This window comes from Pseudomonas sp. Ag1 (assembly GCF_000278565.1).
GTDB lineage: Bacteria > Pseudomonadota > Gammaproteobacteria > Pseudomonadales > Pseudomonadaceae > Aquipseudomonas.
In genome coordinates this window covers 62,203-76,047 of the sequence record NZ_AKVH01000097.1, presented here as the reverse complement: position 1 = coordinate 76,047, position 13,845 = coordinate 62,203, and the positions used below count along the sequence as shown (strand labels likewise).

The window sequence follows — 13,845 nt, the reverse complement described above, 5'->3', positions numbered from 1 at the left end:
GTATGTCACAGGTAAAAACTGCAAGAAGCTTCTGGCCGGGGTTCAACCAGCGCAAGTTTCTCGATGATTGGGTCATGCTGCTGGCGGCCTTGAGCATCTTTGTGCTCAGCGCCATCTTCATCGACAACTTCCTCTCACCGCTGAACATGCGTGGCCTGGGGCTGGCGATTTCCACTGTGGGGATTGCGGCCTGCACCATGCTGTTTTGCCTGGCGTCGGGGCACTTCGACTTGTCGGTGGGTTCGGTGATCGCCTGTTCGGGCGTGGTGGCGGGGATCGTGATTCGCGACACCGACAGCGTGTTCTTCGGCGTGTCGGCGGCGTTGGCCATGGGCCTGGTGGTGGGACTGATCAACGGCATCGTGATCGCCAAGCTGCGGATCAACGCGTTGATCACGACGCTGGCGACGATGCAGATCGTGCGTGGGCTGGCGTATATCTTTTCCAACGGCAAGGCGGTCGGCGTGATGGACGAAAACTTCTTCGTCTTTGGTAACGGCCAGCTGTTTGGCGTGCCGGTGCCAATCGTCATCACCGTGCTGTGCTTTGTGTTTTTTGGCTGGTTGCTGAACTACACCACCTACGGGCGCAACACCATGGCCATCGGCGGCAACCAGGAAGCGGCGCTGTTGGCCGGAGTGAATGTCGATCGCACCAAGATCATCATCTTTGCCGTGCACGGGGTAATCGGCGCGTTGGCCGGGGTGATCCTGGCGTCGCGGATGACCTCGGGGCAACCGATGATTGGCCAGGGGTTCGAGTTGACGGTGATCTCGGCGTGCGTGCTGGGCGGGGTGTCGCTGAGCGGCGGGATCGGGATGATCCGGCATGTGATTGCCGGGGTGTTGATTCTGGCGATCATCGAAAACGCGATGAACCTGAAGAACATTGACACCTTCTACCAATACGTGATTCGCGGCTCGATCCTGCTGTTGGCGGTGATTATCGACCGCATGAAACAGCGATAAAAAGGGCGCCACACGACCAATTTGGGAGCGGGCTTGCTCGCGAAAACGGTGTGTCAGTCAGCCTATGCATTAACTGGAAAACCGCATTCGCGAGCAAGCCCGCTCCCACATTTTGATCTCCTCTGCTTTGCTGGTCCGCATTTGCCATAATGCTCGCCGTTTTCGTACTTCCCAATAGGCCCGATATGCAGGAAAACGCCCAAACTCCCGTCAAAGAAGCCGCGCCCACCGGCACTCAAACCCTGCTTCGTGGCCTGGGCGTGGTGCAGGCAGTGGCGGCCGGTGCGCGGGATCTGAAGGAAATTGCCAAGCGCATCGGCACCACCCGCAGCACCACTCACCGCCTGGCCAGTTGCCTGGTGGAAGAACGCTACCTGCGCGTAGTGCCGCAAGTCGGTTATCTGCTGGGCCCCAAATTGATCGAGCTGGGTTTCCAGGCCCGTGAAGAACTGCCTTTGGTCAGCCTGGCAGTGCCGTATCTGGACGAGTTGTCGGCGTTGACCGGCGATACCATCCACCTGGCTATCCGCGAATACGACGACGTGCTGTACCTGCACAAGAACCCTGGCCGCAACGGCCCGGAAATGCGCTCGCGCGTCGGCCATCGCATGCCGCTGGCGCGCACCGGGATCGGCAAGGCGTTGTTGCTGGATGACAGCGTGGAAGAGTGGCAGCGCCTGTATCAGGTCAGCTTGCCGACGGGCGGGAAGAATCTGCAGTGGCCGCAGCACCCCGAGCAATCCTGGGCGCAGTTTGAACAGCGCATGCAGGAATACGTGGCGGGCGGTTATGCATTCGATCTGGAAGACAACGAACCGTCGATCCGTTGTGTTGCTGCACCGGTGCGCGATGCCAGCCGGCGAATCGTCGCCGGCATCAGCATCGCCAGTACCGTGCCCTACATGCCGCTGGAGAAAATGGCCGAGCTGATCCCTGTGATCAAACAGGTCGCAGCACGGCTGTCAGCGGAGTTGGGCGCGAAGGCCTGATCAGGCCGTGATCGTTCCCATGCTCCGCGTGGGAATGCCGCTTCGGACGCTCCGCGTCCAGCAGGACTTGAGCCCTGCGCAACGGTGACGCAGAGCGTCACAGCATGCGTTCCCACGCAGAGCGTGGGAACGATCATGATCAGGCCTTCAGGGTCGCCATGTCGATCACGAAGCGGTACTTCACATCACCGGCAATCATGCGAGTGTAGGCTTCGTTGATCTGGCGGATGTCGAGCATCTCGATGTCGCAGGTGATGCCGTGCTCGGCGCAGAAATCCAGGACTTCCTGGGTTTCGGCAATCCCACCGATCAACGAACCGGCCAGCACCTTGCGGCCCAGCACCAGCTTGGCAGCGTTGACGGGCGGGTCGACCGGCTCGATCAAACCTACCAGGATGTGCACGCCGTCAAAGCGCAGTACGTCGAGGTAGGGATTCAAGTCGTGCTGCACCGGGATGGTGTCCAGCAGGAAGTCGAAATGCCCGGCAGCGGCTTTCATCTGGGCTTCGTCGGTGGACACGATCACGTGGTCGGCGCCCTGGCGACGGCCTTCTTCAGCCTTGCTCGCGGAGCGGGTGAACAGCGTCACTTCCGCGCCCATGGCCTTGGCGAACTTGATGCCCATATGGCCCAAACCGCCCATGCCCAGAACGCCAACCTTGTCGCCAGCCTTCACGCCGTAATGCTTGAGCGGCGAGTAAGTGGTGATGCCGGCGCAGAGGATCGGCGCGGCGCTGGCCAGGTCGAGCTTGGCCGGGATCTTCACCACGAAGTGCTCGCTGACCACGATGCTGTCGGAGTAGCCGCCCATGGTGTTGCTGCCGTCGACCCGGTCCGGGGTGGCGTAGGTCATGGTCGGGCCTTCGAGGCAGTATTGCTCGAGGTCCGCGTGGCAGGCGTCGCAGTGACGGCAGGAGTCGACCATGCAGCCAACACCCACCAGGTCACCGACTTTGTGCGCGGTGACGCTGGCGCCGACGGCGGTGACTTTACCGACGATCTCGTGGCCCGGCATCAGCGGGTACACGGCGATGCCCCATTCGTTGCGTGCCTGGTGGATGTCGGAGTGGCAGACGCCGCAGTAGAGAATTTCGATCGCCACGTCATCGGCGCGCGGGCTACGGCGTTCGAAGGACATGGGGGCGAGGGGAGTGGTGGCCGATTGAGCGGCATAACCGATGGCGTTGTACATGGAGAAACCTCGCAGGTGCAGTAACAGGTGAGGTGGCGCATTCTCCGCGCCGTGCCTGGGTGCGGCCATGGCGATTGCTCCGAGTCTCATGCCTATTCGTCCGGGAGTGCACCTGGATTGGATCGTTGTGGCGCCAGACCTGCGATGATGGTCTCATCCCCTTTTTCGCGAAGTTTTTGCCATGTTGTTGACCCGCCATGTCGATGCCAATGCCGCGTTGGTTGCCTTGATCGAACCCCTGACACCCCGTGATGGGTTCTCGCCCACGAACCTGCCGGGCGTGCAGGTATTGCGTGCCAGTTGCGATGTGGCGCGGGGCCCGCAGATTTATGAACCGAGCCTGATGATCGTCGCCCAGGGCAGCAAGGTCGCGTACCTGGGCCCGCGTACCCTGGAGTACGGCGCGGGGCATTACCTGATCCAGGCGATGCCGGTGCCGTTCGAATGCGAGACTTTTGCCATGCCGAATGCACCGCTGTTGGGTGTGACGGTGGGCATTGATCGGGTGGTGCTGGGTGAGTTGGTGATGGCGATGGGGATCCAGAGCGGGCCACCGCCGGCGGCGCAGACGTTGGAGTCGATGAGTTCGGTGGTGCTGGACGACGCCATGCGCGGCTGCGTCGAACGCCTGTTGCAGTGCCTGCACGATCCGCTGGAGAGCCGGATCATGGGCCCGGCGCGGGTGCGGGAATTATTGTTCACCGCATTGCGCGGGCCACAGGCGGATGTGTTGCGCGCGCTGGTGGAGCAGCAGGGGCAGTTTTCGCGGGTGGCGACCTCGTTGAATCACCTGCATGCCCATTACGCCGAGCCGCTGAATATCGAGACGTTGGCAGGTTATGCGCACATGAGTGCGTCGACCTTTCACGAACACTTCAAGCGCTGCACGCTGTTGTCGCCGGTGCAGTACCTCAAGCGTTTGCGGTTGCTCAAGGCACAGCAGTTGCTGTTGGTGGAGGGCATGGGCGTGGCGCAGGCGGCCCATAGTGTGGGGTATCAGAGCACGTCGCAGTTCAGTCGGGAATACAAGCGCTACTTCGAGCGCAGCCCTGGGGATGAGCGGGCGGCATAACTCTCCCGGGCACAATTCGGTCAAAAATGTGGGAGCGGGCTTGCTCGCGAAAGCGGTGGTTCAGCCAAAACATCTGTGACTGATACACCGCTTTCGCGAGCAAGCCCGCTCCCACATTTGATCGAGTCGATGGGTCTTTTTCCGGGCTATAAAAAAGGCCCCCATTCGGGAGCCTTCTGTTCAAGCAGCGGATTTACATATTCGGGTAAGTCGGCCCACCCGCACCTTCCGGCGTCACCCACGTAATGTTCTGCGAAGGGTCCTTGATGTCACAGGTCTTGCAGTGCACGCAGTTCTGGGCGTTGATCTGGAAGCGCTTCTCGCCGTCTTCCTTGGTGATCACTTCATACACGCCGGCCGGGCAGTAGCGCTGCGCCGGTTCATCGTAGAGCGGCAGGTTGGTGCCGATCGGGATGCTCGGGTCTTTCAGCTTCAGGTGGCACGGTTGTTCTTCTTCGTGGTTGGTACCGGAGATGAACACAGAACTCAGCTTGTCGAAGCTCAGCTTGCCGTCGGGTTTCGGGTAGTCGATCTTTTTGCTGTCCTTGGCCAGCTTGAGGCAGGCGTAGTCCGGCTTGGTATCGTGCAGGGTAAACGGCATTTTGCCGCCGAGGATGTTCTGGTCGAACCAGTTGAAGCCGGCACCAATGATCGGGCCGAACTTGTGCATCGCCGGGCCGAAGTTACGGCTGGCGAACAGTTCTTCGTAGAGCCAGCTGTTCTTGAAGCTGTCGACGTAAGCGGTCAGTTCGTCACCGCCTTCGGATTCGGCGAACAGGCGATCGGCCACGGCGTCAGCGGCGAGCATGCCGGACTTCATCGCGGTGTGGCTGCCCTTGATCTTGGCGAAGTTCAGGGTGCCCAGGTCGCAGCCGATCAGCGCGCCGCCCTTGAACACCATTTTCGGCAGTGAGTTCAGGCCGCCTTTGCAGATGGCACGGGCGCCGTAGCTGATGCGTTTGCCGCCTTCCAGGTACTGGGCCAGCACGGGGTGATGCTTGAGGCGCTGGAACTCGTCGAATGGCGACAGGAAGGTGTTGCTGTAGGACAGGTCGACGATCAGGCCGACGACCACCTGGTTGTTTTCCAGGTGATAGAGGAACGAACCGCCGGTGTTCTCGGCGCTCATGATGTCCAGCGGCCAACCGGCGGTGTGCACTACCAGGCCTGGCTGGTGTTTGGCCGGGTCGATTTCCCAGATTTCCTTCAGGCCGATGCCGTAGTGCTGGGCGTCGGCGTCGCTGTCCAGGTTGAAGCGCTGGATCAGTTGCTTGCCGATGTGGCCACGGCAACCTTCGGCGAACAGCGTGTACTTGCCACGCAGTTCCATGCCCGGGGTGTAGACGCCTTCTTTCGGGTTGCCTTCACGGTCGACGCCCAGGTCACCGGTGATGATCCCGCGCACCACGCCGTTTTCGTCGAACAGCGCTTCCTGGGCGGCGAAGCCCGGGTAGACTTCCACACCCAGGTTTTCGGCCTGCTGGGCGAGCCAGCGGCACAGGTTGCCCAGGGAAATAATGTAGTTGCCTTCGTTGTGCATGGTCTTGGGCACAAAGAAGTCAGGCACCTTGGTGGAAGCTTCGCTGGAGCGCAGTACATAGATGTCATCACGCACAACAGGGGTGTTGAGCGGTGCACCGAGTTCTTTCCAGTCCGGGAACAGTTCGTTCAGGGCACGGGGTTCAAACACGGCACCGGACAGGATATGAGCGCCGACTTCGGAGCCTTTTTCGACCACGCAGACGCTGATTTCCTTACCGGCTTCGGCGGCCTTCTGCTTCAATCGGCAGGCGGCAGACAGGCCTGCCGGGCCAGCGCCGACGATGACCACGTCGAATTCCATGTATTCGCGTTCCACAGGCTATCTCCTACTCAAGGCTCAACGGCTTTTTTTTCTAATGGGTGGAGGTTCGGTAATCCGTCCCACAATGCCTGCATCAATCTCATGCAAGGGGCAGGGGACGACCCACCTTTCTCTCTAGGTGGCGCATTATATCTACACCACTCTCAGCGTCCAATACAAACGTTTGTTTGAATTGCCCGCAAGCTAGGTAAATCAAAGCAACGCGGCTTATAACTGACCATTTTGGCGTATTGACCGGAATAGGCGTTCCGGTCAATATACGGTCGGTTTTGCGCATCCCGTAGGCAGACTGTGGGTTTCAAGGCCACCTCGAAAGACAGGCTGAAGGCAAATAAGGGTGACGCGCGAGCCACGATGGCGCGCAGTTTACACGCCACGATAATGAATGACCTCTCAGTCACCGCTGACGAACGGTCATCACTCCCGTGAGCAAGGTCCCCCGCCGACGATTGCCGGTGTTTTTGGAGGTGCCCTTGTGTGCCGATGAGCATCAACCGCCAGGTTCGCCTAGGCGACTTTCTTTTCACCGGAGAGTAACGAGGAATCCATGAAGGTTCTTGTAGCTGTCAAACGCGTTGTCGATTACAACGTGAAAGTTCGCGTCAAGGCGGACAATTCCGGCGTCGACCTCGCTAACGTCAAGATGTCGATGAACCCTTTCTGCGAAATCGCCGTGGAAGAAGCCGTACGCCTGAAAGAGAAAGGCGTTGCGACTGAAATCGTCGTCGTTTCCATCGGTCCGACCACTGCTCAAGAGCAGCTGCGTACCGCCCTGGCGCTGGGTGCCGATCGCGCCATCCTCGTCGAATCCGCTGAAGAGCTGACTTCCCTGGCCGTTGCCAAGTTGTTGAAAGCCGTTGTCGACAAGGAACAGCCATCGCTGGTGATCCTCGGCAAACAAGCCATCGACAGCGACAACAACCAGACTGGCCAGATGCTGGCTGCACTGACCGGTTACGGCCAGGGCACCTTCGCCTCGAAAGTCGAAGTGAGCGGCGACAAGGTTGCCGTGACCCGCGAAATCGACGGCGGCGCGCAGACAGTTTCCCTGAAACTGCCGGCCATCGTCACCACCGACCTGCGTTTGAACGAGCCGCGCTACGCGTCCCTGCCAAACATCATGAAAGCCAAGAAGAAGCCTCTCGAAGTGCTGACTCCGGATGCTTTGGGCGTTTCCACCGCCTCCACCAACAAGACCGTAAAAGTCGAAGCGCCGGCTGCACGCAGCGCGGGCATCAAGGTCAAGTCGGTGGCTGAACTGGTCGAGAAACTGAAAAACGAAGCGAAGGTAATCTAACCATGACTATCTTGGTAATCGCAGAACACGACAACAAGGTCGTGGCTCCGGCCACCCTGAACACTGTTGCCGCCGCCGCCAAAATCGGTGGTGATATCCACGTGCTGGTCGCCGGCCAAAACGTTGGCGCCGTGGCTGAAGCCGCTGCCAAAATCGCTGGCGTGAGCAAAGTACTGGTTGCCGATAACGCAGCCTACGCTCACCAATTGCCGGAAAACGTTGCGCCGCTGGTTGCAGAGCTGGGCGCTGGCTACAGCCACATCCTGGCTGCCGCCACCTCCAATGGCAAAAACATCCTGCCGCGCGTTGCTGCGCAACTGGACGTTGACCAGATCTCCGAGATCGTTTCGGTAGAAAGCGCCGACACCTTCAAGCGTCCGATCTATGCCGGTAACGCCATCGCTACCGTGCAGTCCACTGCGTCGGTAAAAGTCATCACCGTGCGTGCCACCGGTTTCGACCCGGTTGCTGCTGAAGGTGGTTCGGCTGCGGTTGAAGCTGTGGCCGCTGCCCACGACGCTGGCACTTCCAGCTTCGTTGGCGAAGAGCTGGCCAAGTCCGATCGTCCGGAACTGACCGCTGCCAAGATCGTCGTTTCCGGCGGCCGCGGCATGCAGAACGGTGACAACTTCAAGCACCTGTACGCCCTGGCCGACAAGCTGGGCGCTGCGGTCGGCGCTTCCCGCGCTGCCGTCGACGCAGGTTTTGTACCGAACGACATGCAGGTCGGCCAGACCGGCAAGATCGTTGCGCCACAGCTGTACATCGCCGTCGGTATCTCCGGCGCAATCCAGCATTTGGCCGGTATGAAAGACTCCAAGGTGATCGTTGCGATCAACAAGGACGAAGAAGCACCGATCTTCCAGGTGGCTGATTACGGCCTGGTGGCGGACTTGTTCGAAGCCGTACCCGAGTTGGAGAAGCTGGTCTAATCCAGCCGCTTCACTTATAAAGAGCCCGGTCTTTTGACCGGGCTTTTTTTTGCCCGGTAATTTTTCAACTGGAGAACCCTGCCATGGAATTGCGTCCCTGGACTGTACTGCTGGCCCTGTCACTGCTGCCGACGGTGTCGGTGGCGGCGGGCAAATGTGATCGCCTGGTGATCACCGGCAGCCCGGACGCACCGCCTTATCTGTGGCGTGATCCTCAGGACCCCACGCACTTGATCGGCGCCACCGCCGACATGCTGCAGCAAGTGGCCAAGGACCTCGGGGTGAAAATCGACCTGCTGTACGGCGGCAAACGTTCCCTGGCGCTGGAAGAAGTGCGCAGCGGGCGCATGGACATCCTCGCCGACGCGCCGTTGACCCTCGACGCCCTGGACGCCCTCGATTACATCCACCCGGCATTGGTGCAGACCGATTACCTGGTCTGGACCCGCAAGGATTCGACCCTGGCCTACAGCCAGGCCAGCGACCTGCAGGGCCACAAGGGCGCGGTGTCGGAAAGGGCGCGCCTGAGCCGCGACTTTGAAACCTTCGCCGGTGAGCAACTGACCCTGCAGCGCCTGCCCAGCCTGACCCCGGCGTTCCAGAAACTGCTGTTGGGAGAAGTGGACTACGTGCTCGCCGGACGTTATTCCGGCATGGCCATGGCCCAGACGTTGGGCATGAGCAACGACCTGGTGGCGCGGGAAATCCCCATCGACCAGCCGGGCCTGTACCTGGCCATTTCCCACAACTCCGCCTGCAACGATCCGTGGTTGCGCGGACAGCTCGCCAAAAAGATGACAGAATTGCCCGCGTCCGGTCTGGCGGAAACCGCGCTGCAGAGCAATCTTGAGCGCTGGAAAGCGCAGTTGCAGCAACCCGTCGGCACCCCAACAAAGTAGGGATTTTCAGTGACTATTCGACCTCTTTTCGCGGCCCTCGCCGTTGTAGCTCTGGCGGGATGTGCAGCCGATCCTGCGCCGAATGAACAAATGCGCCTGACCCAGCAAGCCCTGGAACAAGCCAGCGCCGTGGGCGCCGTCGCCAGCGATTCGCCCGAGCTGAAGCTGGCGGAAGACAAGTTCACCCAGGCCCGTGCCGACATGGCCGATGAATCCTACAAGGACGCCCGCATGCAGGCTGAAGAAGCCGAGCTGGACGCCCGCCTGGCGGAAGCGCGGGTGCTGACCCGCAAAAGCCAGGAGCAACTGAACGTGCTCAACACCCGTATCACCCGCCTGCGCAAGCAGTTGCAGTTGGGAGACGCCCAATGAGCCCGTTGATGCGTGGGTTGAGCTGTGTGGTGTTGCTGGGCAGTGCGCTGGGTGGTTGTGCGACCCATCCCGACAGTAACCTCGCCTTGCAACAGGCCAGCACTGACTTCCAGAAGGTCAAGGAAGATTCGAATGTGCTGCGTATCGCACCCAAGGACGTGATTCGCGCCGGTGAGTCCCTGGCCCGTGCCGACCGTTTCTCCAGCTTCTGGGGCAGCGGCGCCGATGTGGCGCATTACGCCTACCTGAGCCAGCGCTACAGCGCGATTGCCCGGGAACACACCGAGCAGGCACTCAACCAGGAGCGTGGGGTCAAGCTGGAGCTGGAACGCCAGCGCCTGCAACTGGCCCTGCGTGAAGCCAAGCTCTCCAGCGTTCAGCAACAGGGCAAATGGATTGAGGCGCAGATATCCAGCCTGACCACCGTCCAGCCTGATCGCGGGCTGGTGATGACCCTGGGTGACGTGCTGTTCGATACGGGTGATGCAGAGCTGCAAAACTCGGCCAACCGCACCGTGCTCAAAGTGGTGCAGTTCCTGCAGCTGAACCCCAAGCGCGTGGTGCGCATCGAGGGTTACACCGACAATACCGGCGGCGAACAGGAAAATATCAAACTGTCCCGGGACCGCGCTCAAGCGGTTGCGGATGTACTGAGCGACCTGGGGATCGACGAAAAACGCATTCAGGTCGAAGGCTACGGCGATCAGTATCCGGTCGAGGCCAACGCGTCTGAGCGGGGCAGGGCGCAGAACCGTCGGGTAGAAATTGTGTTCTCCGACGAAAAAGGCCAGTTGGGCGCTGCTCGCTGAACCTGATTCTCAAGGTGAAAGCTGATTCCTGTGGGAGCTGTCGAGCCCCAGCGAGGCTGCGACAGGATCGCCTCGGTGCACCTGCGAGACCGCAGCGCCTGCATCGCAGCCTCGCTGAAGCTCGACAGCTCCCACATAAGCCCGATCAATGATCGGGTTTTTTATGCCCGCGATTCAGTTCGCAACCCTTACAGTTTTTTCTATCACTGCCGCCCCCGCTCGACTATTGTGGCAACTGTCCCCGTACACTTCTAAACTGTGCCGGTATGTTTCACACAAAAATAAAATACCCGTGAAATCGAGTGCTGCGTCATGACCAATCTGTTGCTCTACCAACGTATCGCCCAGCAGCTGGCTGAGGATATCCGCCGCGGTGTCTATCAACCGGGCGAGCGCGTGCCTTCGGTACGCAAAATGAGCTCCCAGCTCAACGTCAGCCACGCCACCGTGTTGCAGGCCTACGCGAACCTGGAAGACCAGGGTTTGATTCGCGCGCGGCCGCAGTCCGGGTATTACGTGCACCAGACGCCGGCGCTCACTGCGCCCACGCCGGACATCGCCCGGGTCGAGCGTCCAGGGTTGGTCACCCGCAGCAGCATCATTCAACAGGTGTTGGTGGAATCCCGTCGCGAAGGCGTGTTCCCGCTGGGCGCCGCCGTGCCGAGTGTCGACTACCTGCCTGTGCGCGCGCTGCATCAGCAACTGGCCAAGGTCACGCGTTTCCAGAGCCCGCGGGCGTTCAGCTACATGTTCAGCCCGGGTTTCGAGCCGCTGCGGCGCCAGGTGGCGATCCGTATGCGCGATGCCGGGGTGGTGGTCGACCCCTCCGAAGTGGTGATCACCCATGGGTGTGTCGATGCATTGCAGATGTCGCTGCGGGTGCTGACCCGTCCCGGCGACCTGATCGCCGCCGAATCACCGACCTATTACGGCTTGCTGCAACTGGCCGATCTGCTGGGCCTGAAGGTCATCGAAATCCCCAGCGACCCGGCCACCGGCATGAGCCTGGAAGCCCTGCAACTGGCAGCCAACCAATGGTCGATCAAGGCCCTGGTGCTGACCACGCGCCTGAGCAATCCCCTGGGCGGCACCATGCCCGAAGAGCGGCAGAAACAGTTGCTGCGCCTGGCCTCGGATTTCGATATCCAGGTGGTCGAGGACGATATCTATGGCGAACTGATGTTCGAACTGGGCCGCACCAAGGCCCTGAAAGCCTACGACCGTCTGGACCGGGTCATCTATTGCTCGAGTTTCTCGAAGACCCTGTCACCGGGCATTCGCATTGGCTGGATGATTGCCGGCAAGTACCAGCAGGAAATCCAGCGCCTGCAAATGTTCAGCACCCATTCGGCCTGCAGCGTGACCCAGATGGGCACGGCGGCGTACCTGGAGAATGGCGGTTACGACCGCCACCTGCGCTATATCCGCCAGGAGTACCGCAAGAACCTCAGCGCGTTCCAGCTGGCCGTGCAGCAGTATTTTCCCGAAGGCACCCAGATGACCCGCCCGACCGGCGGTTTTATCCTGTGGGTCAGTTTGCCTGGACGGGTCAATACCCAGGAACTGCACGTGCGCGCCTTGCAGCAGGGCATCAGCATTGCACCGGGGCTGATCTTCAGTAATACGGAACAGTTCAACCACTGTATTCGCCTGAACTGCGGTACCCCGTGGAACCGCGAGGCGGAGCGCGCCTTGATGACCCTCGGGATGCTGGCAAGCCAGTTATGCCAGGAGACTGCGGCGGGTTTTTGAGGCATGGAAAGGGGACACGACGGGTAGCTGGCTAATTACCATGCTTGTCATACCGTCCTCAACAAGCGAGCATATGGCCTTCTGCCGTTAATGCTGCTGGCGATATGACTTATACCTTTCCTGCTGCCCTGCTGATCTGCGTGTTAAGCCTGTGTAACGCTGGCGCTGTCCTGGCGGCTCCCGCCGGTGAAGCGGCACCTGCTGCCAGCTCCCAGCAAACGGTGCCGGCGAAAAAAGCCGCTGCGGCCAAGAAGGCACCGGTCGCGAAGAAAGCCCCCGCAAAGAAAGCAACGCCGGTTAAAAAACGTGCGCCTATCGCCAGCAAGTCAAAGTCGGCCCACGAAGTCGCCAAGACGCCGCTGCCGCCCGCAGAGCTGGATTTGAGCCTGCCGTCGAACATGGTTCGCCACCTGCAACCCCTCGGCACCATGCCGCAGCCGAAGAACGTGCCGCTGCTGCCGCCGATGTTTGCCGAAAAGCCCACTGACAACAGTGCCTTCCAGATCAACGGGCGCCTGCTCAGCAATGAAATGCAGCTGCAACTGCGCAACGAAGAACGCCGCGAAGTTGAAGGTGCGGCGCTGGATTTCCAGTTCAAGCAATAAACCCGACGAGTAAACGTGACGCGCACCCCTGACCTTCTGTCGCAGACTGGTCAGTCACTTTTGTTTTCGGTGAAAAACCCCTGTTAAGCCAATTTAAAACGTCTGTTTAAGGGCGTAGTCTTACGTGGCCATCAACACTTGAGTTGTCGAGGATCTGTTCGTCATGAAATGCCGTGAAGGCTGTGGCGCTTGCTGCATTGCCCCATCCATCAGTTCTCCGTTGCCGGGAATGCCTGCCGGCAAACCGGCGGGCGAACGCTGCCTGCATCTTTCGGTCGAACAACTGTGCCAGTTGTTTGGCCAGCCTGAGCGGCCGGCAGTGTGTAGTTCGTTCCAGGCGGATATCGAGATCTGTGGCAGTAGCCAGGCAGAAGCGATCAGGTTGATCGGCTGGTGGGAACAGATGACGGCGGCTTAGTGGGCTGTTCAAAGTACTGAACTTCAACAATAAGGAATAAGACCATGGGTTCACTGAAACGAATTGCTGTGTTGTGCGGTTTTACCGCGTTGTTCGCTGCCGCAGCGCATGCTGAAGACTGGCAGACGGCCAAGGATGAAGACGGCATCAAAGTGTCCTTGAGTGAAATTGCCGGTTCCAAGTACAAGGCTTATCGCGGTGTGACGACCATCAAGGCGCCGCTGGCCAAGATCCAGGCGCTGCAGGAAGACGTGGCGGGGGCCTGTTCCTGGATCCACGAATGCAAGTCGCAGAAACTGCTCAAGCAGGAAGGCGACAAGAGCTGGACCTACACCCAGTTCAAGGCACCGTTCCCGGTGACCGATCGTGACTCGATCCTGGAAATCACCACCACCAAGGCTGCCGACGGCACCGTCACCCGCAAGCTGTTGGAAGTGCCGACCTACCAGCCAGAAGTCAAAGGCTATGTGCGCGTAGCCCAGGTCGATGGTTACTGGAAGCTGGTGCCTAAAGGCGACAACCTGACCGAAGTGACCTACCAGGTGCACACCGAGCCAGGTGGCAGCGTGCCGTCTTGGTTGGCCAACAAGTTCGTGGTGGACGCACCGTTCAACACCTTGAAAGCCCTGAAAGAACACGCTGAAAAATAACTGCAGTTGATCAGGTGCCTCCTGCC

Annotated in this window: 14 protein-coding genes; 12 read left to right on the top strand and 2 right to left on the bottom strand. The window is 60.2% G+C overall.

The features are described from left to right. Nucleotides 1–2: 2 nt before the first annotated feature. Together araH and A462_RS17290 are read left to right on the top strand one after the other, a co-directional pair. Nucleotides 3–968 (top strand): L-arabinose ABC transporter permease AraH, encoded by a 966-nt coding sequence (araH, locus tag A462_RS17285; protein ID WP_004371231.1) that lies wholly within the window; start codon nucleotides 3–5, stop codon nucleotides 966–968. A gap of 185 nt (nucleotides 969–1,153) precedes the next feature. After that, the gene (locus A462_RS17290; protein WP_004371229.1) at nucleotides 1,154–1,957 is read left to right on the top strand and encodes an IclR family transcriptional regulator; all 804 of its coding nucleotides are present in this window, start codon (nucleotides 1,154–1,156) and stop codon (nucleotides 1,955–1,957) included. A 139-nt stretch (nucleotides 1,958–2,096) separates the two neighbouring features. On the opposite strand, the gene A462_RS17295 is transcribed toward A462_RS17290, so the two are convergent. Further along, nucleotides 2,097–3,149, bottom strand: coding sequence for an NAD(P)-dependent alcohol dehydrogenase (locus A462_RS17295; protein ID WP_008434920.1), 1,053 nt, complete (start codon nucleotides 3,147–3,149; stop codon nucleotides 2,097–2,099). 181 nt (nucleotides 3,150–3,330) lie between these two features. Here A462_RS17295 and A462_RS17300 point away from each other — a divergent pair, with 181 nt between their 5' ends. Further along, nucleotides 3,331–4,221 carry an AraC family transcriptional regulator gene (locus tag A462_RS17300; protein ID WP_004371227.1) on the top strand — a complete coding sequence of 297 codons (891 nt, stop codon included), beginning with the start codon at nucleotides 3,331–3,333 and terminating at the stop codon, nucleotides 4,219–4,221. A gap of 193 nt (nucleotides 4,222–4,414) precedes the next feature. Here the strand turns inward: A462_RS17300 and A462_RS17305 are convergent, their stop codons facing one another. Further along, the gene (locus A462_RS17305) at nucleotides 4,415–6,079 is read right to left on the bottom strand and encodes an electron transfer flavoprotein-ubiquinone oxidoreductase (protein ID WP_008434918.1); all 1,665 of its coding nucleotides are present in this window, start codon (nucleotides 6,077–6,079) and stop codon (nucleotides 4,415–4,417) included. A gap of 553 nt (nucleotides 6,080–6,632) precedes the next feature. Here A462_RS17305 and A462_RS17310 point away from each other — a divergent pair. The 9 genes from A462_RS17310 (at nucleotide 6,633) to A462_RS17350 (ending at nucleotide 13,819) form a co-directional block, all read left to right on the top strand. Continuing rightward, nucleotides 6,633–7,382 carry an electron transfer flavoprotein subunit beta/FixA family protein gene (locus A462_RS17310; protein WP_004371224.1) on the top strand — a complete coding sequence of 250 codons (750 nt, stop codon included), beginning with the start codon at nucleotides 6,633–6,635 and terminating at the stop codon, nucleotides 7,380–7,382. A 2-nt stretch (nucleotides 7,383–7,384) separates the two neighbouring features. Further along, on the top strand, nucleotides 7,385–8,314 hold the full coding sequence (locus A462_RS17315; RefSeq protein WP_004371223.1) for an electron transfer flavoprotein subunit alpha/FixB family protein: 930 nt from the start codon (nucleotides 7,385–7,387) through the stop codon (nucleotides 8,312–8,314). A gap of 83 nt (nucleotides 8,315–8,397) precedes the next feature. Further along, entirely contained in the window at nucleotides 8,398–9,213 is an 816-nt protein-coding gene (locus A462_RS17320; protein ID WP_008434914.1) for a substrate-binding periplasmic protein, read from the top strand. 9 nt (nucleotides 9,214–9,222) lie between these two features. Then, nucleotides 9,223–9,585: a DUF4398 domain-containing protein gene (locus A462_RS17325; RefSeq protein WP_008434912.1), complete on the top strand. Its 363-nt coding sequence runs from the start codon at nucleotides 9,223–9,225 to the stop codon at nucleotides 9,583–9,585. Further along, nucleotides 9,582–10,394, top strand: a complete 813-nt coding sequence (locus A462_RS17330) for an OmpA family protein (protein ID WP_004371220.1) — start codon at nucleotides 9,582–9,584, stop codon at nucleotides 10,392–10,394. The genes A462_RS17325 and A462_RS17330 overlap by 4 nt, the downstream gene beginning before the upstream one ends. Before the next feature lie 312 nt (nucleotides 10,395–10,706). Continuing rightward, nucleotides 10,707–12,146, top strand: coding sequence for an aminotransferase-like domain-containing protein (locus A462_RS17335; protein ID WP_008434911.1), 1,440 nt, complete (start codon nucleotides 10,707–10,709; stop codon nucleotides 12,144–12,146). 104 nt (nucleotides 12,147–12,250) lie between these two features. Beyond that, entirely contained in the window at nucleotides 12,251–12,751 is a 501-nt protein-coding gene (locus A462_RS17340) for a hypothetical protein (RefSeq protein ID WP_004371218.1), read from the top strand. A gap of 163 nt (nucleotides 12,752–12,914) precedes the next feature. Then, on the top strand, nucleotides 12,915–13,169 hold the full coding sequence (locus A462_RS17345; protein WP_008434909.1) for a YkgJ family cysteine cluster protein: 255 nt from the start codon (nucleotides 12,915–12,917) through the stop codon (nucleotides 13,167–13,169). A 44-nt stretch (nucleotides 13,170–13,213) separates the two neighbouring features. Further along, a complete protein-coding gene (locus tag A462_RS17350; protein ID WP_004371215.1) occupies nucleotides 13,214–13,819 on the top strand; it encodes an START domain-containing protein in 606 nt (201 codons plus the stop codon). Nucleotides 13,820–13,845: the final 26 nt, after the last annotated feature.

Bases quoted from the DNA above. Each gene is read 5' to 3' on its own strand.
- A462_RS17350 (WP_004371215.1), top strand. From the start codon at position 13,214: ATGGGTTCACTGAAACGAATTGCTGTGTTGTGCGGTTTTACCGCGTTG.
- A462_RS17300 (WP_004371227.1), top strand. From the start codon at position 3,331: ATGTTGTTGACCCGCCATGTCGATGCCAATGCCGCGTTGGTTGCCTTG.
- A462_RS17290 (WP_004371229.1), top strand. From the start codon at position 1,154: ATGCAGGAAAACGCCCAAACTCCCGTCAAAGAAGCCGCGCCCACCGGC.
- A462_RS17340 (WP_004371218.1), top strand. From the start codon at position 12,251: ATGACTTATACCTTTCCTGCTGCCCTGCTGATCTGCGTGTTAAGCCTG.
- A462_RS17315 (WP_004371223.1), top strand. From the start codon at position 7,385: ATGACTATCTTGGTAATCGCAGAACACGACAACAAGGTCGTGGCTCCG.
- A462_RS17330 (WP_004371220.1), top strand. From the start codon at position 9,582: ATGAGCCCGTTGATGCGTGGGTTGAGCTGTGTGGTGTTGCTGGGCAGT.
- A462_RS17345 (WP_008434909.1), top strand. From the start codon at position 12,915: ATGAAATGCCGTGAAGGCTGTGGCGCTTGCTGCATTGCCCCATCCATC.
- A462_RS17335 (WP_008434911.1), top strand. From the start codon at position 10,707: ATGACCAATCTGTTGCTCTACCAACGTATCGCCCAGCAGCTGGCTGAG.
- araH (WP_004371231.1), top strand. From the start codon at position 3: ATGTCACAGGTAAAAACTGCAAGAAGCTTCTGGCCGGGGTTCAACCAG.
- A462_RS17310 (WP_004371224.1), top strand. From the start codon at position 6,633: ATGAAGGTTCTTGTAGCTGTCAAACGCGTTGTCGATTACAACGTGAAA.
- A462_RS17320 (WP_008434914.1), top strand. From the start codon at position 8,398: ATGGAATTGCGTCCCTGGACTGTACTGCTGGCCCTGTCACTGCTGCCG.
- A462_RS17295 (WP_008434920.1), bottom strand. From the start codon at position 3,149: ATGTACAACGCCATCGGTTATGCCGCTCAATCGGCCACCACTCCCCTC.